Annotated in this window: 17 protein-coding genes; 12 read left to right on the forward strand and 5 right to left on the reverse strand. The window is 63.5% G+C overall.

What is annotated here, in order from left to right; genetic code table 11:
• The first annotated feature begins 164 nt into the window (after window positions 1-164).
• From ACFPWW_RS09430 to ACFPWW_RS09470, 9 genes are all read left to right on the forward strand, one after another.
• Entirely contained in the window at window positions 165-1,244 is a 1,080-nt protein-coding gene (locus tag ACFPWW_RS09430; RefSeq protein ID WP_112757432.1) for a glycosyltransferase family 2 protein, read from the forward strand.
• Window positions 1,245-1,409: 165 nt separating this feature from the next.
• Window positions 1,410-2,855, forward strand: coding sequence for an MFS transporter (locus ACFPWW_RS09435; protein ID WP_377311476.1), 1,446 nt, complete (start codon window positions 1,410-1,412; stop codon window positions 2,853-2,855).
• A 269-nt stretch (window positions 2,856-3,124) separates the two neighbouring features.
• A complete protein-coding gene (locus tag ACFPWW_RS09440; RefSeq protein ID WP_377311477.1) occupies window positions 3,125-4,180 on the forward strand; it encodes a sensor histidine kinase in 1,056 nt (351 codons plus the stop codon).
• 17 nt (window positions 4,181-4,197) lie between these two features.
• The gene (locus ACFPWW_RS09445) at window positions 4,198-4,755 is read left to right on the forward strand and encodes a DUF924 family protein (RefSeq protein WP_377311506.1); all 558 of its coding nucleotides are present in this window, start codon (window positions 4,198-4,200) and stop codon (window positions 4,753-4,755) included.
• A gap of 90 nt (window positions 4,756-4,845) precedes the next feature.
• Window positions 4,846-7,437, forward strand: a complete 2,592-nt coding sequence (locus tag ACFPWW_RS09450; RefSeq protein WP_377311478.1) for a mechanosensitive ion channel family protein — start codon at window positions 4,846-4,848, stop codon at window positions 7,435-7,437.
• Window positions 7,438-7,537: 100 nt separating this feature from the next.
• A complete protein-coding gene (locus ACFPWW_RS09455) occupies window positions 7,538-7,813 on the forward strand; it encodes a hypothetical protein (protein ID WP_112703258.1) in 276 nt (91 codons plus the stop codon).
• A 200-nt stretch (window positions 7,814-8,013) separates the two neighbouring features.
• Entirely contained in the window at window positions 8,014-10,527 is a 2,514-nt protein-coding gene (locus ACFPWW_RS09460) for a GcvT family protein (RefSeq protein WP_377311479.1), read from the forward strand.
• A gap of 147 nt (window positions 10,528-10,674) precedes the next feature.
• A complete protein-coding gene (locus ACFPWW_RS09465) occupies window positions 10,675-11,505 on the forward strand; it encodes a response regulator (protein WP_112569637.1) in 831 nt (276 codons plus the stop codon).
• A gap of 204 nt (window positions 11,506-11,709) precedes the next feature.
• Window positions 11,710-13,041: a diguanylate cyclase gene (locus ACFPWW_RS09470; protein ID WP_112569639.1), complete on the forward strand. Its 1,332-nt coding sequence runs from the start codon at window positions 11,710-11,712 to the stop codon at window positions 13,039-13,041.
• 161 nt (window positions 13,042-13,202) lie between these two features.
• Here the strand turns inward: ACFPWW_RS09470 and ACFPWW_RS09475 are convergent, their stop codons facing one another.
• From ACFPWW_RS09475 to ACFPWW_RS09495, 5 genes are all read right to left on the reverse strand, one after another.
• Window positions 13,203-14,225, reverse strand: a complete 1,023-nt coding sequence (locus tag ACFPWW_RS09475) for a GlxA family transcriptional regulator (protein WP_112703260.1) — start codon at window positions 14,223-14,225, stop codon at window positions 13,203-13,205.
• Between the two features lie 301 nt (window positions 14,226-14,526).
• A complete protein-coding gene (locus ACFPWW_RS09480) occupies window positions 14,527-14,730 on the reverse strand; it encodes a hypothetical protein (protein ID WP_112569645.1) in 204 nt (67 codons plus the stop codon).
• A gap of 116 nt (window positions 14,731-14,846) precedes the next feature.
• A complete protein-coding gene (locus tag ACFPWW_RS09485) occupies window positions 14,847-15,014 on the reverse strand; it encodes a hypothetical protein (protein WP_377311480.1) in 168 nt (55 codons plus the stop codon).
• A gap of 216 nt (window positions 15,015-15,230) precedes the next feature.
• Complete coding sequence (locus tag ACFPWW_RS09490) at window positions 15,231-17,135, reverse strand: potassium transporter Kup (protein ID WP_112757246.1); 1,905 nt, start codon at window positions 17,133-17,135, stop codon at window positions 15,231-15,233.
• A gap of 119 nt (window positions 17,136-17,254) precedes the next feature.
• Complete coding sequence (locus ACFPWW_RS09495; protein ID WP_112569649.1) at window positions 17,255-18,559, reverse strand: hemolysin family protein; 1,305 nt, start codon at window positions 18,557-18,559, stop codon at window positions 17,255-17,257.
• A gap of 277 nt (window positions 18,560-18,836) precedes the next feature.
• Here ACFPWW_RS09495 and ACFPWW_RS09500 point away from each other — a divergent pair, with 277 nt between their 5' ends.
• The 3 genes from ACFPWW_RS09500 to ACFPWW_RS09510 all read left to right on the forward strand — a co-directional run bounded on the left by ACFPWW_RS09500 (window position 18,837) and on the right by ACFPWW_RS09510 (window position 22,061).
• The gene (locus ACFPWW_RS09500; RefSeq protein WP_377311481.1) at window positions 18,837-20,264 is read left to right on the forward strand and encodes a DUF882 domain-containing protein; all 1,428 of its coding nucleotides are present in this window, start codon (window positions 18,837-18,839) and stop codon (window positions 20,262-20,264) included.
• A gap of 64 nt (window positions 20,265-20,328) precedes the next feature.
• Complete coding sequence (locus ACFPWW_RS09505) at window positions 20,329-21,270, forward strand: LysR family transcriptional regulator (RefSeq protein WP_377311482.1); 942 nt, start codon at window positions 20,329-20,331, stop codon at window positions 21,268-21,270.
• Window positions 21,271-21,368: 98 nt separating this feature from the next.
• Window positions 21,369-22,061, forward strand: a complete 693-nt coding sequence (locus ACFPWW_RS09510) for a substrate-binding domain-containing protein (protein WP_377311483.1) — start codon at window positions 21,369-21,371, stop codon at window positions 22,059-22,061.
• Window positions 22,062-22,093 lie beyond the last annotated feature (32 nt).

The raw sequence follows: 22,093 nt of genomic DNA on the forward strand, positions 1-22,093 counted from the left end.
AATCCATTTTGCGGCCGGGCCTTTAGAATATGCAAAGCAAGGCCATGATATCAAACCCCTTGCCGGCGGCGCAGGTTCCGGCCCTTCGGGGGCGAGGGGCTCTGTCCCAAGTGCCTTCCGGCAGTTGGTCATGCCGGCCTGGGGCGGCGAGGAGCTTGATGGATATGGGCAAATCCTTTGGTGGCGTCGATGTGCAGACGAAGCTTTCCATCGTCGCGCCCTGCTACAACGAAGCCGAGGGGCTGGACGAATTCTGCCGGCGGGCGAGGGCGGCGGCCGAGGCCGTTGCCGGCCAGTCCTTCGAGATCATTCTCGTCGACGACGGCTCCAGCGACGATACGTGGGGCGTGATATCGCGGCTTGCGGCCGCCATCCCGCAGGTGCTCGGCGTCAAGCTTCTGCGCAATCACGGCCACCAGCTTGCGGCCACCTCCGGCCTTGCCGTGGCGCGCGGCGAGCGCGTGCTGCTCATCGATGCCGATCTGCAGGACCCGCCGGAACTGCTTGCCGAGATGATGGCGATCATGGACCGGGGCGCCGATGTCGTTTACGGGCAGCGCAGCGAGCGCAAGGGCGAGACGAGGTTCAAGCTCATCACCGCCTCCGTCTTCTACCGGCTGCTGACGCGGCTGACGTCCATCTCGATCCCGCAGGATACCGGCGATTTCCGGCTGATGAAGGCGCGCATCGTGCATATCCTGCTCAACATGCCGGAGCGGCACCGCTTCATCCGCGGCATGGTAAGCTGGATCGGCGGCAGGCAGGTGGCGCTGCGGTATACGCGCGATGCCCGTTATGCCGGTTCGACGAAATATCCGCTGAAGAAGATGATCCGCTTCGCGATCGACGCGATCACCAGTTTCTCGATCATTCCGCTGCGGGTGAGCGCATGGATGGGGCTGATTGCGGCCGTCTTTGCGGTGGGGCTGTTGATCTACACGCTGGTGCAATGGTTCGAGGGCAACGTCATCACCGGCTGGTCGAGCATCATGGCCGCCATTTCGGCGCTCAGCGCCATCCAGCTGATTGCGCTCGGCACGCTCGGCGAATATGTCGGCCGGCTGGTGCAGGAGCACAAGCGCCGGCCGATGTTCATGATCGACTGCGTGGTGCAGGGCGAGGTCATGTCCGAATTGCCCGACGATTTTTCCGAACTCGATACGGCCAGCCGCCGATCGGAACTCGGCAAGCTTTCGGCCGCAGGCCTCGGCGCGCAGCCGGCCGGGAGCGCCGCCGGCCGCTGAGCGCGGATTGTTGCCGAACATGTTGACAAAAAATTCCGCTGCGGCGGCATTTGACCTTTCCGATCCGGGCCAAGGGGCGTATGCAGGTTGCATATCCCTCCGCGCGGCTTGCCTGTCGGTCTTCCCGCCCTTTCCCGCGCACCCGAAATTCGCATTGGCAGATCGATGACGGCAGTTCAGACCAGTGAGAAGGCAGACGAGGCGGCAGGCGCCCGCCAGGCGAAGATCGTGGCACTCGTCGTTGCCGTTTCCTTCTTCATGCAGATCCTCGACGGTACGATCGTCACCACGTCGCTGCCGCAGATGGCGGCAAGTTTCGGCGTGCAGCCGGTCGCCATGAGCATCGGCATCACCGTCTACATGCTCACCATGTCGGCCTTCATTCCGCTTTCGGGCTGGCTTGGCGACCGGTTCGGGGCGCGGCGCGTCTTTCTCCTGTCCATCGCCGTGTTTACCGGCGCCTCGCTGTTTTGCGGCCTGTCGGGAAGCCTTGCCGAATTCGTCATCGCGCGCGCGGTGCAGGGTATCGGCAGCGCGCTGATGACGCCGGTCGGGCGCATCATCGTCTTGAAGAACGCCCGCAAGTCCGAACTGGTGCAGGCGATTGCACTGATCACCTGGCCGGCGCTGACCGCACCCGTCGTCGGCCCCGTGCTCGGCAGCTTCATCACCACCTATGCCAGCTGGCACTGGAATTTCCTCATCAATATCCCGATCGGCATGATCGGCATCGCGCTGGTGCTGCGTTTCGTGCCGGAGCAGCGGGAAGAGCGTGTCGGGCCGCTCGACGTCAGGGGCTTTTTCCTGAGCGCGGCGGGCCTGACCTTCCTGCTTGCCGGGCTCGAACTGTCCGTCAAATGGCAGGGCGGTTTTCTGCCGCTCGTTGCGCTGCTTGCCGCCGGCATCGCGTTTTCGGTCATGGCGACGCGGCATTTCCTGCGGGTCGACAATCCGCTGCTCGATCTCTCCGCCTTCAAGGTGCAGACCTTCTCGATGACGACGCTTTCGGCGGGCACGGCCTGCCGGGTGGCGATCAATGCCACGCCCTTCCTGCTGCCGCTGCTCTTCCAGCTGGGATTCGGCCTGAGTTCGATTGCCGCCGGCACCTATCTGCTGGTCTATTTCCTCGGCAATCTCGGCATGAAAGTCGTGACGACGCCGCTGCTCAAGGTTTTCGGCTTCCGCAACGTGCTCTTCTTCAACGGCGTCATCGCTGCCGGCTCGATCGTCGCCTGCGGTTTCGTGACGCCGCAAACGCCTGAAATGCTGATATCGGCGCTGCTCCTGGTTGCCGGGCTTTCGCGCTCGATGGAATTCACGGCGCTGAACACGCTGTCCTTTGCCGATATCGGCCCGGCGCAGAGAAGTTCTGCCTCGACGCTGTCGAGCATGCTGCAGCAGATATCGATGCTGCTTGGCGTAGCCGTTGCCGCGGCCGTGCTCAACATCTCCTCCGGGCTCCGGGGAGCGGCCGATCCGGTGCTTGCCGATTTCCGCTGGGCCTTTTTCGTGGTCGGCATGATCGGCTTCCTGTCCTGCCTGCGCTTCCTGCAGCTTTCAGCCGATGCGGGTGCCGAAGTTTCCCACCACCGCCGCTTTCAAAAAAGCTGACCCGCCGCGGAACCATTTGCCCCAGCCGGCGTTAACGGCCTGGTTTTCAGTATGTGCCTGGCAATTTTCAGGGGGCTTCCGGCCGCGGCCGGGCAGGGATCGACATTATCGATGGCATTTTCCTTCGATCCGCCTGGCATCAGGCGTCATATCATACCAAAGGCTATGGGCTGTTTACGCGCGCCGGCCGATGCAATACGACAGTCTCGTGCAGAAAGACTCGGCGGCCTCACAGCCGATATCGCTGCGGGAAAACGCCCGGAGGCAGAATGAGCGAGTCCAACGGCGATACGGGCGAACCGATCCGTATCCTCTATATCGACGACGACGAAGCGCTGGCTCTGCTGATGCAGAAGAATCTCGGCCGCCGCGGCTTTACGCTCGAATGGGCAAGCGACGGCGAGAGCGGCCTTGCGCGGCTTGCCGAAGGCGGCATCGAGGCCATCGTTCTCGACCACTTCCTGAAGGCCGAAACCGGGCTCGATATCCTGCCGCGCATCACGGCGATGGCGGATCACCCGCCCGTCATCTATGCCACCGGTTCCGGCGATACGAGCATTGCGGTGGCGGCCCTGAAGGCGGGGGCGGACGATTATGTGCTGAAGGGCATTTCGCCCGATTATTTCGATCTTCTGGCCGCGGCCCTCGAACAGGGGCTGGAGCGGGCACGCTTCCGTCGCGATACGGCGCAGGCGCAGGAGGTGATCCGCCAGCAGCGCGACCATGCCGAAATGCTGCTGGCCGAAGTCAATCACCGCATCGCCAACAGCCTCGGCCTCGTCGGCGCCCTGATCCGCATGCAGTCGTCGATGACCAGGGACCAGGTGGCGATCGACGCGCTGCAGGAAACGCAGATGCGCATCAACGCCATCGCCAGCGTCCACCGCCGCCTCTACACCAACCGGCAGGTCGGCACGGTACAGGTGGACGAATATCTGAGCAGCCTGCTGACCGAGCTCGAAGCCTCGATGCGCGACGAGAAGCGGCCGCATCGCGTAGTGCTGACCGCCCATCCGGTCAATCTTTCGACCGACAAGGTCATCACGCTCGGCCTGATCGTCAGCGAACTCGTCACCAACGCTTTCAAATATGCCTATCCGGACGGCAGTCCGGGCGAGATCAACGTCATCGTCGAGCAGGACGGCGAGCTGCTGCGGGTTGTCGTGGAAGATGCCGGCGGCGGTTTCGACCCGTCGGGTCCGGCCAAGGGGACCGGTCTCGGCACGAAAATATTGAACGCCATGGCCGCCAGCCTGAAGGCCGAGCTTGCCTATGACCGGCAGCATGCCGGCACGAGGGCCATTCTCGTCTTTTCCGCCAACTGAGCTGCCGGGGAGGGATGATGAACACGGATATCGTCTGCACGCCCAGCGAAGTCCATGACTTCTGGTTCGTCCGCTGCAGCCGCAAGGACTGGTTCAGCTCGAATGCGGAACTGGATGCGGAAATCCGGACGCGGTTTGCCGCAACCCATCTTGCGCTTGCCCGCAACGTGCCCGGGGAGTGGCGCGCGAGCCCCGAAAGCCGGCTTGCCGCGGTGATCGTGCTCGACCAGTTTGCGCGCAATATCTACCGCGCGACGCCGCTTGCCTTTGCGACCGACGGCCTGGCGCTGCGCGAGGCGAAGATGGCGCTTGCCGCCGGTGCCGATCAGGCCGTCGAGCCTATCCGGCGCACCTTCTTCTACATGCCGTTCGAACATGCGGAAGACCTTGCCGAGCAGGACCGGTCGGTGGCGCTCTTTACCGCGCTCGGCGACGAGGAGTTCCACGATTATGCGCTTCGCCACCGCCAGGTGATCGCCACATACGGGCGCTTTCCGCATCGCAACGCCATTATCGGGCGGGAGTCGAACGAGGCCGAACGCGCCTATCTGGCGCTTCCCGGCGCCGGTTTCTGAGGCTGCGGCGAGATATTCCGCCTTTCTGTCGCCTTTCTTTCCTATAAGAAGCGGTCCATTACCTCTGAGACGAATCCACGCGGGGATCTCTTGCGCTTGACACATTGGCTCTTACGCACCGTTCTTCTGCTGTCGCTGGCTGTCGCCGGCCTGCATCTCGATGGGAGGAGCGCTTTCGCGCAGGCCCCGCAGCCGGCGGCCGAGCCCCAGACCCAGACGCAGGCGGCTCCGACGCAGGCAGCTCCGGCCGCCGAGGCGCCGCTTGCCAACGGCGCGCTCGATCAGGCGCTGAAGGATATCGACAAGGCCAAGAACGAGCTCGCCTCGCTGCAGGACCGCGTCAAGCAGAATGCCGACAATGACGACGCGCTGGTCGAGCTTGCCGGCAAGGCGGACGAACTCGGCCGCGGCGTCATCGCCACGTCCGTCAGCCTGCGCCCGCGCTTCGACCAGATCAAGAATCGCCTGGCCGAGCTTGGCGAGCCGCCGAAGGACGGGCAGCCGCCGGAGGCGCAGATCGTCACCGACGAGCGCAACGCGCTGACGTCGGAGCGTTCGCAGATCAATGCGGTCACGGGCGACGCCGAGAACCTGTCGATCGCCATCACCAAGCTTTCCAACGAGATCACCACGACGCGGCGCCAGCTTTTTGCCGATACGCTGCTGCGGCGGACCGATATTTCCATCTCGGTTCTCGACGATGCGGGCAGCGCCTTCCTGCATGAGGTGGACCAGTTCTCGCAGGCGCTGTCGAGCTGGATCACTTTCGTGTGGAAGTTCAAGCGCTTTCCGCTGTTTGCGGCGATCTTCCTGTCGCTTGGAACGGCATTGATCCTGCTTTCCGGCAGCTACCGGGTCTTCGGCCAGTATCTGCGGCGCAACGAAAGCGTCGAGCAGCCGTCCTATATCAGCCGCCTTGCCTTCGCCTTCTGGTCGACGCTGATCCGGACCGCGGCGCTCGACGTGCTGCTCGTCACATCCTTCATCTTCCTCGACGGTTTCAACGTGCTGCGGCCGGACATCACGCCGGTCATTGCCGCGCTCTTCGGCTCGATCGGCCTCGTCTATTTCGTCGGCCGCTTCGTCAACGCCGTCTTTGCGCCGAACGATCCGCCGTGGCGCCTGGTGCGCCTGTCGAACCTCGGGGCGCGCTCGGTCGGCTACTGCCTGATCGCCATGGCCGTGGTCAACGCGCTCGACTATCTGTTCGGCACCGTCAGCGAGGCGATGGGATCGCCGCTTGTCGTGACCGTGGTGCGCAGCCTGTTTGCGGCGCTGATTATCGGCCTCATCCTGATTGCCGTTTCCTTCGGCAAGCCGATGCTGGCGAAGAACGGCGATCCGGATGCGCCGGGCCGCCACTGGCCGCGGGGCATGGGCATCCTGCTGCGCGTGTTCGGCGCCGGGCTCATCCTGACGGCGCTTTCCGGCTATGTGGGGCTTGCCCGCTTCATCGCCACGCAGCTCATCATCACCAGCGCCATCATCGTCACCACCTATATCGGCCTGCTGCTCGGCAAGGCGATCTCGCGGCAGGACAATTTCGGCGACACGTTGCTCGGCCGCTTCCTGGAAACCCGCTTCAAGCTCGGGCCGGTGGCGATCGATCAGGTGGGGCTGGTGGTCGGCCTGCTGATCTATGCGGTGGCGCTTTTGACCGGCATTCCGCTGATCCTGCTGCTCTGGGGCTTCCATGTGCAGGACCTGCAGCTGCTTGCCTATCGGCTGTTTACCGAAGTGCGGCTCGGCGGCATCAGCATTTCGCTCGTCGGCATCTTCACCGGCATCCTGCTTTTTGCCGGCGGTTATCTGGCGACGCGCTGGGTGCAGAAGTGGCTGGACAGCAATGTCATGGCGCGCAGCCATGTCGATCTCGGCGTGCGCAATTCGGTCAAGACCGGCATCGGCTATCTCGGCGTCGGCGTGGCGGCGATCTTCGGCGTTTCGGCGGCGGGCATCGACCTTTCCAATCTCGCACTCGTCGCCTCGGCGCTATCGGTCGGTATCGGTTTCGGCCTGCAGAATATCGTCTCGAATTTCGTCTCGGGCCTCATCCTTTTGGTCGAGCGCCCCTTCAAGGTGGGCGACCATGTGGTTTCCGGCACGGCCGAAGGCATCGTCAAGCGCATCTCGGTGCGCGCCACCGAAATCGAGACCTTCCGCAAGCAGTCGATCATCGTGCCGAATTCGGAGCTTATCAACGGGCTCGTCGGCAACTGGACGCACCGCAACAAGCTCGGGCGTTCGGAAATCCCCGTTTCCGTGAGTTACGAGGCCGATCCGCGCAAGGTGATGGATATCCTGCTGGAGCTGGCGGCGGCCGTGCCGCTGATCCTGCGCAACCCGGAACCGCATGTCGAATTCCTGCGCTTCGGTCCCTATTCGCTCGATTTCGAGCTGCGCTTCTTCCTTGCCGACATGGGCGACGGGCTTGCGGTGCGCAACGATCTGAGGATCGAGATCCTCAGGCGCTTCAAGGCCGAAGGCATCGAGATCCCGCTGCCGCAGAGCGACCTGACCATCCACCGGCAGGCCAATGCGGAGGTGGAGAAGGCGCTTGTCGAAAAGCCGGCCCGGTCCGAGGCCGCCGAACCCGAAGCCGAAATCGATGAGGCGGAGGAAGAGGAACAGCCGGTCCGCCAGCTGCGCGGCAAGACGGCGGACGGCAAGCTCAAAGGCTGAACGGGGCATTCAGCGCTCGTTCACGGGTCTGCGCTATAAGCTGGAGCATCCGATCGCCGCCTTTGCGGCGACGAGCGCTCCAGGGGAGGGCGTGCAGCCTATGTCGCATGTCGTGGCACGATCCGCAGTCGCATTTCTTCTTCTCCTTTCCGCTGCCGCTCCGGCGCTTGCCGCCTCCGTCACCAACAAGGATGACGCGCCGGTGGTGCTGACCGTCACCGAGGGCGGCAACCGCGTGGAGGTCGTCGTGGATGCCGGCGCATCCGAGCGGATCTGCCCCTCCGGATGTTTCATGACGACGCCCGACGGCGACCGGATCGGGCTTTCCGGCGACGAGACGATCGAGATCGTCAAGGGCTCGGCCGTCGTCAAGTAACGGCGGTTCCGGCTGCGGCGCCGCTCGTTTTGCGATTTTTCGAGGCTCGCGGCTTTTGACGCTTGTCTATTTGCGCCTCGTCGCGGCAAGCTTTTCCCATGTCGTAAACAGGCCTCTTGCGGCGCATGCCTCGCGGCATAGTTCGCGACATGGTTCGTCCGGGCCGGGCTCGGACATTCGGTTGAAGAGGGTATTTCTCCATGAAGTCACATGCGCGGGCAGTGGTCATCGGCGGCGGCGTGGTCGGCGTTTCGACGCTCTATCACCTTGCGAAGAAGGGGTGGGGCGACAGCGTGCTCATCGAGCGCAAGGAGCTGACGTCAGGCTCGACCTGGCACGCGGCGGGCCTGCTGCCGCTCTTCAACATGAGCTATTCGGTCGGCCAGATCCATAAATATTCCGTGCGCTTCTATCAGGAACTGCAGGAAGAGACCGGCATGAATGTCGGTTTCAGCCAGGTCTCCAATATCCGTCTCGCCCGCACCAAGGACCGCTGGGACGAATATATGTATTATGCCGGCATTGCCGAGACGATCGGCGTCAAGGTCAATATCCTGACCCCGGAGCAGGTGAAGGAAATCTGGCCGCTCTGCGAGACCGACGGGCTTCTCGGCGCCATCCAGCATCCCGATGACGGCTATATCCAGCCGGCCGATCTCACCCAGGCGCTTGCCAAGGGTGCGCGCGACCGGGGTGCTGCGATCTACCGCAACACGACCGTCACCGCCATCCAACAGCAGCCCGACGGGCTCTGGAAGGTGACGACGGACAAGGGCGAGATCACCGCCGAACACGTCATCTCCTGCACCGGCAACTTTGCCCGCAAGACCGGCGAGATGGTGGGCATCAACATTCCGGTCATCCCGGTCGAGCACCAGTATATCGTCACCGAGCCGCATCCCGACATTCTGGCACGCAAGGCCAAGGGCCTGCCGGAAATGGGTGTCCTGCGCGAATCCGACAGCGCCTGGTACATGCGCGAGGAAAACGGCGGCCTGCTGCTTGGCCCCTACGAGCACGGCGCGCCGGCCTGTTATGTCAACGGTCCGTCCGACGACAGCGAATACGAGCTGTTCCAGGAGGACCTGGAGCGGCTGATGCCGCATATCGAAACGGCGATCGCCCGCGTGCCGGCCTTCGGCGAAGTCGGCATCAAGAAGGTCTATAACGGCGCCATCGCCTATACGCCCGACGGCAACCCGATCGTCGGCCCCGCGCCGGGGCTGAAGAACTTCTGGCTGAACGAAGGCCATTCCTTCGGCATTACGGCTGCCGGCGGCGCCGGCTGGCAGCTGGCCGAATGGATCGTCGACGGCGAGCCGACCGTCGACATGATGGGTGTGGACCCGCGCCGCTTCGGCCCCTATGCCAAGGAAGGCTATCTCATCGCCAAGAACGAGGAAGCCTATGCCAACGTCTTCACCATGCATTATCCGGACGAGGAGCGCGCGGCTGCCCGTCCGCTGAAGACGACGCCGGTCTACGACCGGCTGAAGAAGCTCGGCGCCGTCTTCGGCTCCGTCTACGGCTGGGAGCGCGCCAACTGGTTTGCGCCCGAGGGTTACGACCTGCCGAAGGACCAGATCGGCGTCGGCGCCGACGTGCTGACCAACCACAATCACTCGGCGCCGACCGAAGACGGCCGCATTCTGGAAAGATGGTCCTTCCGCCGCTCGAACTATTTCGAGCATGTCGGCAACGAGGTCCTGAACGTCCACAGACATGTCGGCGTGCTCGACATGTCGGCCTTCGCCAAGGCGCTGGTGACCGGCCCCGGTGCGCGCGAATGGCTGGAATCGATCTTCGCCAATGCGATCCCGAAGAAGCGCGGGCGCATCGCGCTCTGCCACATGCTGACTAAGGAAGGCGGCGTGCGCGCAGAGTTCACCGTCTATGAGAGCGCCCCCGGCACCTTCTACCTCGTCTCGGCTGGCGCCTACGAGGCGCATGACCACGACTATATGCGCAAGCTCCTGCCGGCTGACGGCAGCGTCAAGTTCACGCCGATCACCCAGGCCTGGGGCGTGCTGGTGCTTGCCGGCCCGAAATCGCGCGACGTGCTGAAGAAGCTGACGCGCACCAGCCTCGACAACAAGGATTTCCCCTGGCTGTCCGGCAAGGAGATCTCGGTCGGCGCGGCGAGCGCCCATGCGCTGCGCGTCAATTTCGTCGGCGAGCTCGGCTGGGAACTGCATCACCCGATCGAGATGCAGAACTACATCTTCGACAAGCTGATGGAAGCCGGCGCCGAATTCGGCATCAAGCCCTTCGGCATCCGCGCCATGCTGTCCATGTCGGTGGAGAAATCCTACCGCCTGATCCCGCGCGAAATGTCGATCGAGTACAATGCCTATGAATCCGGCCTCGACCGCTTCATCAAGCCGGAGAAGCAGTTCCTCGGCCGCGACGGCCTGCTGGCCTACAAGGAGAAGGGCCTGAAGTGGAACTTCGCGACGCTCGTCGTCGAGACCGGCAACGATGTCGATGCGCGCGGTTCCGAGGCGATCTACAACGAGGCGGGCGAGCTGGTCGGGCGCGCCACCAACGGCACGTTCGGCTTCCGCATCAACCGGTCGCTCGCACTTGCCATGCTGCGGCCCGACTATGCCAAGGAAGGCACAAAGCTGAAGATCAAGATCCTCGGCACGACCTATAATGCCACCGTCGTCGGCGAGAGCCCGTTCGACGCCGAGAATGCGGCCCTTAGAAGCTGAATTATTAAGCATATGAAGAAGAAATGGGCGGCCGATGCTTCGGCCGCCTTTTTCATAGCTGGCTATGGCTCGCCGATTAACAATTACTCAAACGAATTCATGTAACCGTTCCGTTCGGGGACAGAATTTCCACTTTAAAGGTTTGCCATGGCGTTTCTAGGTATTTCGGGAATGCAATATTCCGGAGAAATGTTTGCCGGCGCGCGTATTATCCTCGCTGAAGATTCGAACGTCTTCACCTCGATGATCGGAAAGCGCCTGAAGGAGCTCTTCGATATCGAAGTCGAGATCTGCCGCACCTTCGAGGAACTGCAGCTCTCCTACGACAAATCTTCCGAGCCGATCACGCTCGCGATCTCCAACATCAACCTGCCGGGCGCCGAAAACGGCGAGGCGCTGGAATATCTGGTCGATCTGTCGATCCCGACGATCGTCTTCACCGGCACCTTCCAGGAAGGCATGCGCGACAAGCTGCTGGCCAAGGATATCGTCGACTATATCCTCAAGGACAATGTCTTTGCCGTCGACCTGCTGGCGGAATCGATCTGCCGCTTCCTGACCAACCACCGCCACCACGTGCTGATCGTCGACGATAGCGCCACTGCCCGCGCGCTGCTGTCGAGCCGCCTGAAGCGCTATAATTTCCGCGTCAGCACCGCCGAAAACGGCGCCAAGGCGCTGGAGATCCTCAAGGCCAACCGCGATATCGGCCTGATGGTGACCGACTACAACATGCCCGATATCGACGGCTTCGAGCTGACGCGTCGCATCCGCGCGTCGATCGGCTCGCACGAGCTGCGCATCATCGGCGTTTCCTCCTCTTCCAACCGCCTGCTGTCGGCACGGTTCCTGAAGGCCGGCGGCAACGATTTCATGCTGCGCCCGTTCATCGACGAGGAGTTCTACTGCCGCGTCAACCAGAACCTGGACACGCTCCTGCAGATCCAGTCCATGCGCAAGGTGCGCGCGGTTGCCTGACCCGGCCGCACAGATAAGCGACAGGGGTGCCCCCCGATGATCGGCCTGCACCGGGGCGGCGCAAGGGCGGCGCATATTTATGCAATCACAAGTGTTGCCGTCGCCATTTGTCCCCTTCACGGAAGATGGGCTCTCGGTTATCGTCCCGCGCGTTACGAGAAAGGGCGAGTCGAGCCCTTCGGGCGTGTGGGGGGATAGGCTGCTGTGACGTTCCAGGGGGAGTTTCAGCGAGATGTTTCGGGTCCTCGGTTCGGGGGCGTTCGCATACTGCTGGTTGAAGATTCCCGGATGTTCTCGGCCGTGCTGTGCCACCGGTTCCAGACCGAGCTCAACCTCAACGTCAAATGCTGCCCTTCGCTGAAGGCGCTGCGCGAGGAGCTTTCGCAGGAAGGCCATGACTACAGCATGGCCGTGGTCGATCTGAACCTGCCGGATTCGCCCTATGGCGAGGCGCTGGACTGCGCGATCGAACACCATATTCCGACCATCGTCTTTACCGCCACGTTCGATCTCAACACGCGCGCCCGCATCCTGGAGCGCAACGTCATCGACTATGTGCTGAAGGACAACGAATTCGCGCTCGACAATCTGGTCGCGACGGTGCGCCGGGCACTGATGAACCGCAAGACACGCGTGCTCGTGGTCGACGACGTCGCTTCGGCGCGCCAGGCGCTGGTGGATCTGCTCAAGGCCCAGCAATATCTGGTCGTCGAGGCGAGTTCCGGGCTCGAGGCGCTCGCGACGCTGGAAACCTATAGCGACATCGAACTCGTCGTCACCGACCACCACATGCCCGACATGAGCGGCTACGAGCTGACGCGGCGCATCCGCCACCGGTTCGGCTCGGACAAGATGCGGGTGATCGGCGTATCTTCCTCGAACGACCGCATGCTCTCGGCGAGTTTCCTGAAGGCCGGGGCCAGCGATTTCGTCTACCGGCCGTTCGTGGCCGAAGAGCTGCAGTGCCGCATCGCCAACAATGTCGAGACGCTGACGCAGATGAAGCAGCTGCGCGCGGCCGCCGCCTGCGATTACCTGACTGGCCTCTACAACAGGCGCTACTTCTACGACAACGGCCCGAAGCTGGTGAACGAGTGCCTGCGCCTGAAATTGCCGAGCTCGGTCGCCATTCTGGATATCGACCATTTCAAGCGACTGAACGACACCTACGGCCACGAGATCGGCGACAGGGTGCTGAAGGCCGTCGCAGACAGGTTGCATGCGATCTTCGAAGGCAGCGACAATCTTCTCTCACGCCTCGGTGGGGAGGAATTCGCCATCCTCTTCCCGCAGATGGATTCGCTGGCCGCCACCAAGCTCTGCGACGAGATCCGTTCGGATATTTCCCGCCTCAGGGTGACGGCCGACGACGAGGACCTTGGCGTGACGGTATCGATCGGGGTCGCCGAGATTGCCGGCTACGAGACTTTCGAAAATCATCTGAATGCGGCCGACCAGTTTCTCTACATGGCCAAGCACAAGGGACGCAACCTTGTCTATTCCGATGCCAGGATGACGGAAGAGGCGGCGCAGTAGAACCGCTGCCGTCTTGTCGTTGTTGCCTCGGTCGCCCTTGCCTGTCGCCGTGCCCGGGCTTGTCCCGAACATGGCGGAGGAGGGGACGCCCTCGCAAACCAAAGAGATGCCCAGAGAAAAAAAGGCGGCCGCGACGCCGCCTTTCATGTTCGGTTATTGTCTCAGGCCGCAACCGCCTGCTGGCGGGCCGTTGCCATGGTCATCTTGCGGTCGGCGCGCTCCTGCTGCGGGGAGCGCTGGTAGAGTTCGCGATAACACTTGGAGAAGTGCGAGGCGGAGACGAAGCCGCAGGCGACGGCGACTTCGACGACCGGCATGGAGGACTGCACCAGCAGGTGGCGGGCGCGGTCGAGGCGGATTTCCAGATAGTAGCGGGCGGGGGACCGGCCCATTTCCTGGCGGAACAGGCGCTCGATCTGGCGGCGCGACAGGCCCGCCCCCTCGGCAATCTCCAGCAGCGACAGCGGCTCGGCGAGATTGCCTTCCATCAGTTCGATGATCGACAGCACCTTGGCGTTCTGGACGCCGAGGCGGGCGCGCAGCGGCAGGCGCTGGCGGTCGTGCGGGTTGCGCACGCGGTCGGTCAGGTGCTGCTCGCAGATGCGGTTGACGAGGCTTTCGCCGAAATCCTCGCCGACGAGGTTCAGCATCATGTCGAGCGAGGCGGTGCCGCCGGCGCAGGTATAGAGATTGTTGTCGATCTCGTAGAGATCGGCATAGACCTCGGCCTGCGGGAAGGCCTCGGAGAAGCCCGGCAGGTTTTCCCAGTGGATGGCGCAGCGCTTGCCGTTCAGCAGACCCGCCTGGGCAAGCACATGCGCGCCCGTACAGAGCGAGCCGACGGCCACGCCGCGATTGTAGGATTCGCGCAGCCAGGCGTTGACGGACTTGTTGTTGAAGGTCTCGACATCGATGCCGGAACAGACGAGCACCATGCCCGGACGGTTTTCACCGGCAAGATGGCGGCGCTCTTCGGCGAGCGAGGAATTGGCCTCCACGCCGATGCCGCAGGAGGAATAGACTTTTTCGCCGTCGACGGAACTCAGACGCCACGTATAGGCGGGATAACCGAGCATGCGGTTTGCGATGCGCAGCGTATCGACCGCCGCCGAAAAGGGCAGCATGGTGAATTGCGGCACCATGAAGAAGACTATGGAACGTTTCTTGAGCTGCATCTTGTTCATTGGAAAATCCATGCTCGAGGGCGACTGCATATTGGTCGCGTGGAATGCGTCGTTCCGATGTTCTAAAAGCGACACTGGCATGGATAAATGCGGCTAGGAAGAGCAAATCTGCGACATCGCCGGTGATCGGCGGCGTGAGCCGGGCAAGCGGTGCGGCTGCGGCGCGGCAGGGCCATGAAATCGGGCGGGAAAATGCGGGCTGCGGATATGAAGAAGGCGGTGCTGCTTGGGACAGGCACCGCCTTCAACCTGGGAGGTATGTCGCATTCATTGCATGGTCTTGCATTCACGAGCCCTGTCGTTAGTGAGCCCTGTTCTTGCCGGTTTCATCGGCGCTCGGCCAGCCGATATCCTTGCGGATGTCGAAGGGCATGGATTCGATCTGGCGCTCCGTCTGCCAGCGGCGCCATGCGCGCACGAGCTTGTTGGCATAGGAACCGAGCGAAGAATATCTGCCAAAGGATGACAGGCTCTTGCCGCCATCTCTGAAGGTTATCGTGGTCATTGCCGTTTCCTTTCCTTTGGGGACACGGGTCTGCCGTATCCTTGAGATGAAATATGGGGCCGCGGCACTCATCATTCAAACGAATAGATTTTATGAGTACCATAAGCGGTTTTGAACTATCGCTGCTGCTCGTCGAGGGCGGGCAGGGCGCGGATATCGGCCGCGAGATGCGGCGGATAGTGCTTCATTTCCTGCCTGATCCGCTCGCGGGGCGCCACCCGAAACAGGCGCGCGCGGAATGCGAAGAAAGCCTGGAGGATGTTGAAGCAAGCTGTTTGCGACATGATCGGCCTCCTTTTCATCAGCCTCATCGTCACAAGCTAAAATATAGGGATCGGGATCGATTCAAACAAATGAAATGATCTGGCTTTTACATTCAGATAAATTGAAAGCTGAAGGCGCGTGCGGAACCGCCGCGGCGGCTTGCCGCCGGCTCCGCTTCCGCCTGTCCGGGAGCATGGCGGCGAAGGGACGGGCGCGGACGATCCACGCCGGTACCGTCAAATCACCATCTGCTCTCCAAGTTCCACCACGCGGTTGCTGGGGAGCTGGAAATAGTCTGAGGGGTCGATGGCGAAGCCGGCCATGGCGATGAAGAGCCGGTCCTGCCAGGCCGGCAGGCCGGTATTCGGGTCGCCGACGAGCTTGCGCCGGCCGACATAGAAGGAGGTCGACATGATCTCGAAATCGAAGCCCGCCTTGCGGCAGAGCGGCAAGGCCCGGGAAACGTCCTGATCTTCCATGAAGCCGAACAGGAGCTGGATCTTGATGAACCGCTCCGAGAGCTTTTCGATCGTCACCCGCTCGGCCTCCGGCACATAGGGGCGAGGGGCGGTCTTGATGTTGAGGATCACGTTGCGGGCATGCAGGACGCGGTTGTGTTTCAGGTTGTGCAGCAGCACGCCCGGCGCCATGTCGGTCAGGCTTGTCAGGAAGATCGCGGTTCCCGGCACCTGGACGGGCGAATGGTCCGACTTGCGTTCGATCGAGGCGATGAAGGGCATCAGCGGTATCTCGCTGCGTGCCGCCTTCTCGCGCACCAGCAGCGTGCCTTTCTTCCAGGTCCACATCATGACCATCAGCGCGCCGGCGATGAGCACGGGAACATAACCGCCATCATGAACCTTCAGCAGGTTGGCGCCGAGGAAGACGCTTTCGAGCACGAAGAGCGGCAGCAGGACGGCGGCGGCCGACAGCATCGTCCAGCCCCAGACGACACGCAGGAACTGGAAGGAGAGGACCGTCGTGACGACCATCGCGCCCGTGACGGAAATGCCGTAGGCGGTGGCAAGGGCCTCGGACGAGCCGAAGGCGAAGATCAGGGCGAGCACGCCGAAGAGCAGCGCGATATTGACGGCCGGCACGTAGATCTGGCCGGTATTGGCGGCCGAGGTGAAGCAGATCTCCAGCCGCGGCAGGAAGCCGAGATGGATTGCCTGGCGGGCCAGCGAAAAGGCCCCGGTAATGACCGCCTGGCTGGCGATGATGGTGGCGGCGGTCGCAAGGATGACCACGGGAAGCAGCGCCCATTCCGGAAACATCAGGAAGAACGGATCGGAGACGGCCTGCGGATTGGCGAGCACCAGCCCGCCCTGGCCGAGATAGTTCAGCGCCAGCGACGGGAAGACGACGGCGAACCAGGCAGCCTGGATCGGCTTGCGGCCGAAATGGCCGAGATCGGCATAGAGCGCTTCCGCGCCCGTCACCGTCAGGAAGACGGCGCCGAGAACGACGAGACCGACAAGGCCCGCATGGGTGATGAAGTCGAAGGCGTAGAGCGGATTGAGCGCCGCGAAAATGGCGGGATCGTCGGCGAGATGGATGAGGCCGCCGAGCCCCATGACCACGAACCAGAGCAGGGTGATCGGGCCGAAAAGCTTCGAAACGGAAGCGGTGCCGACCGATTGCACCAGGAAGAGCAGCAGCATGATGGCGATGGCGACCGGCAGGATATAGGGCGTGAAGACCGGGGTCACGAGCTTCAGGCCCTCCAGCGCCGAGAGCACCGACAAGGCCGGCGTAATCATGGCGTCGCCGATGAAGAGGGCCGCGCCGATAATGCCCGCGAAGAAGAAGACCGTCGCATGCCGGCTGCTCTTCTTCATGAGCAGCGCCAGCAGCGAAAGGGTTCCGCCTTCGCCCTCGTTGTCGGCCCGCAGGAGAAACAGCACATATTTGAAGGTGACGATGATCGTCAGCGTCCAGATCATCAGCGAGATCAGGCCGATGACCTCGTTCGGCGTCACGCCGTCATGGGAAAAGGGCCGCAGCGCCTCGCGGAAGGCATAAAGCGGGCTCGTGCCGATATCGCCATAGACCACGCCGACGGCGCCGAGCAGAAGGGCCGCAAACTTCTGCTGGCCGTGATGGAACCGATCTGCATCCTGGGTCGTCGTGGCGGACATGGAGCTTCCCCTGATTGGCCGGATTAAGATATGGGGCCGGGCGATGAGAATGGCAGACCGAAATGCGCGCGCCGGGCGCGAAACTTACGCAGATTGCATTGGGACCGGCGATGCGCCGGTCATAGTTCCGCCCGCGCCTCGTCCCTGGCCAGGGCGCTGACGAGAACCTTGTCGACGCGCCGGCCGTCGAGGTCGATCACTTCGAATTTCCAGTCGTTCTTGACGAAGGTTTCCCCAAGTTCGGGCAGGTGCTTCAGTTCCTCCAGGACGAGGCCGGCGACGGTCTGATATTCGACGTCGTCGTCGAGCGGGAAGTTCATGAATTCCGAAAACTCGTCGATCGGCGTCCATCCGGAGACGAGGTAGGAGCCGTCGTCGCGCCGCTTGATCGCCGGCTCCTCGCCGGAGGCCGCATCGCCGAAAACGCCCATGATCGATTCCAGGATGTCGCCCGAGGTGATGACGCCCTCGAAGTGGCCGTATTCGTCGTAGACGAGAACCATATGCTGCGACGACCGCCGGATCGCTTCGATCACCGAGGAGGCGGGGGCGAGGTCCGAAATGATCGGAACGTCGCGCACCAGCGTCATGATGTCGACCGACCGGCTGGTGGCAAGCGCGTCGTAATAATCCTTGACGGCGAGAACGCCGAGAACCTCGTCGGAGCTGCCCTTGCGGGCCGGCAGCCGGGTCCGCGAGGTCGACTGGATGGCCTTGCGGATCTCCTCGGCGGAATCCTCGATATCGACCAGCTCGACATCGCGGCGCGGCGTCATCAGCGCGCGCGCCGTCCTGTCGGCAAGGCGCATGACGCCGGTAATCATGGCGGATTCGCCGCTTTCGATGACGCCGGCGCTCTGGGCCTCGGCGAGAACCGTCTTGATCTCCTCGTCGGTGACGCCGTCGGCGTTCTTTCCGGACTGGCCGAGCAGGGCGAGAACGAGCTTGCCCGAGCCGTCGAGCAGCCAGACGAGGGGAAGGGCGGCCTTGGACAGGTAGGTCATGGTCGGCGCGACCCTGGCGGCAACCGCTTCCGGCGCGCGAAGCGCCATCTGCTTGGGCACCAGTTCGCCGATGATGAGGGAGAGATAGGTGATCGCCACGACGACGGTGCCGACGCCGAGCCCGTCCGCCCAGGCATCGGGAAGGCCCTGCGCCAAAAGCCAGGAGGAGAATCGCGTGCCGAGCGTGGCGCCCGAGAAGGCGCCGGACAGCACGCCGACGAGGGTGATGCCGATCTGGACCGTCGACAGGAAACGGCCGGGGTCTTCAGCCAGCCGCAGGGCCAGTCGCGCTCCCCGGCTTCCCTGGTCCGACAGGACCTTGAGGCGTGCCGGGCGGGCGGAGACGATCGCAAGCTCCGACATTGCAAGGACGCCATTGAGAATGGTGAGAAGAACGACGATGGCTATTTCGGTATACAAACTCGGGCCTGTTCTGATGATAGTGATCCGTCGAAACTATTCGATCTCGCTCCGCTTTGCGAGGGTTCCGAGCGAAGATCATGGCGCCTGGAAGAGATAATTGTGGCAGAACTTGCCGCCGCCGGCGGGCCGGGCGCACCGCCCTGAAACGGCTCTCCACACAATCGGCGGCTCATAAACCCCCTCTTAAGGATCTGTTGACCATAATGAAGGCTTAACGCCGCCCGCCTGTGCGGTGCCTGTGATGTTTTCGTGTCTCGCACCAAGGACGAAGCCCGTGTTTCTTCACCATGCCATCGCCGCCATTCCGACGACCGCTTCCGCATGGCTGCTGTCTGTCGTTGCCCATCGCATGGCGATCGCGGCGGCCTTCGTTCTGGCACTCGTTGCGGGCGCGGGCGAGGCGGCGGCCGAGGACCGGGCGCTGAAACTCTACTTCACGCATACGGGCGAGCGGGCGACGATCGTCTTCAAGCGCAACGGCAAGTTCGACCAGCGCGGCCTCAACCAGATCAACCGCTTCCTGCGCGACTGGCGGCGCAACGAGCCGGCCAGGATGGACCCGCGCCTGCTCGATCTCGTCTGGGAGGTCTATCGCAAGAGCGGGGCGAAGGAAGCGATCCACGTCGTTTCGGCCTATCGCTCGCCGGCAACCAACAACATGCTGCGCAACCGATCGCGCAATACCGGCGTTGCCAAGCGCAGCCAGCACATGCTCGGCAAGGCGATGGATTTCTATATTCCGGGCGTCAAGCTGGCGACGCTGCGCGCGCTTGCCATGCAGATGCAGGTCGGCGGCGTCGGCTATTACCCGACATCGGGTTCGCCCTTCGTGCATCTCGACGTCGGCAATGTGCGCGCCTGGCCGCGCATGTCGCGCCAGGAGCTGGCGCGGCTGTTCCCGGACGGACGCACGATCCACCTGCCGGCGGACGGACGGCCGCTGCCGGGCTACCAGCTGGCGCTTGCCGAACGCAAGAAGGGCATCCGTTCCGCCCCGATCGAAATCGCCGCAAGCGAGGATGAGGATGACGATGCGCCGGCAAGGCCGAAGGCAGCCGCGCCGGCCGTGCTGACGGCGCGCGCCGCAGTCCCCGCCGGGGCGCCCGATCCCGTCGTGACCGGAAGCCTTGTCACCGCCATGCTGCCGACGCCGCAGAAGCGGGCCGAGGCCGGGCTGGCGCCGCAGCTTGCCACGCCAGGAGACAAGGCGATTGCCGACCGGGCCTTTGCCGATCTTGCTTCGCTTACCGTCCCGCTGCCGACGCTGCGGCCGGCGGAGAGCGAGGCGGTGACGGGCGGGATGCCGGTTCCGTCGCTTGCCGCGCCGTCTGCCCCGCCGGCTTCCCCTGCGCCTCTGCTTTCATCCGTCGAGCCGGCGCCTGCCGATTTCACGCGCTTCGTCGTCGGCCGCAAGCCCGCCAATGCCTCGGGCATTGCCGACCGGCTGGCCCATCCGGCACCGACGGCCGAGCAGATCGCGGTATTGCCGGTCTCCGCCTCCGGGCACGTCTCGGGCGGCGTCGGCAAGATGTCGGCGCGGGCGCTGATCGCCTGGGCGGTGCGCTCTCCGCAAACCTCGGTCGAACTGACCGCGCCCGCCATGATCGGCAGGTTCTATCCGGAGGGCGCTCGCGGCAGCACGGTGGCGGCGGGCGCGAGCGGGAAAACGTTCAATGCCGGGCGCTTCGGCCGGGAAGGTTGAGGGCAGGCCGCATGGCGCCACGGCCCCTGAAAGGCGGGGGCAGGTTGACTTTCAATCAAATAGAATGATAATGCCTTCTCATTCAGAAAAATTGAAAGATGTGACGATGACCATCCCGTTTCGCCGTCCCATTCCTCTGCTTGACAACGACGTGCTGCGCACGTTCGTCGCCATTGCGGAGACCGGTAATTTTTCGACAGCGGCCGAAGCCGTGTTCCGTACGCCCTCGGCCGTTTCCATGCAGATCAAGAAGCTCGAAGAGCAGCTTGGCGCGACGCTGTTTCGCCGCGACGCGCGCTCGGTGACGCTGACGCAGCATGGCGAAATGCTGCTGTCCTACGCGCGCAACATCCTGGCGCTTTCCAACGAGGCGGTATCGCGCTTCATCATGCCCGAACTCAGCGGCGTGGTGCGGCTCGGCGCGCCCGAGGATATCGGCGAGCGTCTGCTGCCGCAGATCCTCAAGAGCTTCGCGCAGATCTATCCCGGCATCATGGTCGACGTGACGATCGACATGAGCATCGGCCTGAAAAAGCGGATGGAGGAGCAGCGCCTCGATCTGGCGCTCATCAACTGCGCCACGCGGCCTTTCCCGACCAATGGCGAGGTCGTCTTTCGCGAGCGGCTCGTCTGGGCGGGCGCCAAATGCGGCTCGGCGCACCGGCGCGATCCGCTGCCGATCTCGATCTGGGAAGACGGCTGCATCTGGCGGCAGGAGGCGATCACCCAGCTGGAGCGCAACAAGCGGCCCTATCGCGTCGCCTATCTCAGCGCCCACACGATGGCGCAGCGCGCCGCCGTGGTCTCCGATCTCGCCATTGCGCCGCTGCCGCTCTCCTATGTCGGCGAGGACATGGCGATCCTCGGCATTCAGGAAGGGCTGCCGGAACTGGGGTCTTTCGACATCCAGCTTCTGACCGCATCGCAGATGACAGGGCCGATCGAGACGGTGGCCGACAGTATCCGCGCATCCTTCGCCGAAAGGGCAAAAGCGGCCGCGGCCTGACCGTATCCGAGCCTGTCTGAAAGGCGGTTCCCGGCGGGAACCGGCATGTTCGTCGCATCATACAGGTTTCGATACTGCCCTGGAGGGAAGGTCAGGTCATGGATCAGCACATCCGGCTTTTTGGCGCCATCGCGGTCCGGCCCGCGGTGCTTGCCGTTCTGCCCCGGTTCGAAACGGCCACGGGGTTGAAGGTCGCGGTGCGGTGGGAACTCAATCCGGCCGTCCGGCGGCAGATCGAAGCCGGCGAGCCGTTCGATCTCGTCATCACCAATCCGAACCACGTTGCGGATCTGACCGCGCTCGGAAAGGTGCGGGCGGGAAGCCAGGTCGCCTTCGGCCGCATTGCAATGGGCGTGGCGGCCAGAGCGGGCAGCCGGCCGCTCGACATCGGCTCCGTCACCGCGTTCAAACAGGCCCTGGCGGGCGCCCGGTCGATCGCCTATGCCTTTGACGGAACCAGCGGCGGCTATTTTTCCGGCCTCCTGGAGCGCCTGGGGATGGAAGACGAGGTGAAACCCAAGCTGGTGCCGACCGAGGGAGGGCAGACGGTGGCGGCCGTCGGCCGCGGGCAGTCCGAACTCGGGGTGGTTCCGATAACGTCCATCCTTGCCGCCGCTCCCGAAATCATGCTCGTCGGCAGGTTTCCGGCGGAACTGCAGAGCTATATCGACTTTGCCATCGGCATCGGCGCCGATGCGGGCGATGCGGAGGCAGCCGGGCGGCTGTCGGCATTTCTGGCGTCGGCCGCCATCGACGAGGCGCTGGCCGCGAAGGGCTTCGAGCGCGGCTGAACGGCAAGCGCCGGTGGCCTGGAGGAAAGGCT

The sequence above is a fragment of the Rhizobium sp. GCM10022189 genome (genome assembly GCF_042656325.1).
Classification (GTDB): Bacteria; Pseudomonadota; Alphaproteobacteria; order Rhizobiales; family Rhizobiaceae; genus Rhizobium.